Origin of the sequence: Caballeronia sp. LZ033 (assembly GCF_031451265.1) — a bacterium.
Taxonomy (GTDB): Bacteria; Pseudomonadota; Gammaproteobacteria; order Burkholderiales; family Burkholderiaceae; genus Caballeronia.
This window is the reverse complement of record NZ_JARUXQ010000069.1, coordinates 1-305: the sequence shown is the minus strand read 5'-3', so window position 1 is coordinate 305 and position 305 is coordinate 1. Positions and strand designations below refer to the sequence as shown.

The 305-nt window shown below is 67.5% G+C and carries 1 protein-coding gene; it reads right to left on the bottom strand.

Annotated elements, in window-relative coordinates; all coding sequences use genetic code 11:
- A partial coding sequence (locus QCE62_RS35230) for a hypothetical protein (RefSeq protein WP_309928063.1) occupies positions 1 to 305 on the bottom strand: 305 nt, incomplete at both ends.

Genomic DNA, 305 nt, shown 5'->3' with positions numbered 1-305 from the left:
TCTGCGTGCCGGCGGTCGAGCGCATCAGGCCGTTGATCCAGATCGGACCACCGCCACCGCCGGCAGTCACCGCAGCGGCCATCGCGCCCGCCGCGACCGTCGCCGCGCTCACACTGCGCATCCCCAGCTTGACGATGGCTCCCGCACTCATCGCCATCATCCCCATCGACACCATGCTGCCGACACCTTCCGGCAGCGTCGACAGATATTCCATCGGATCGAGCACGAAGCCCACATGCGGATGCGGCAGGGGCATGACGACGCCCGCAGGCGTCTGAATCAGATGCACGTCCACGCCGACGACG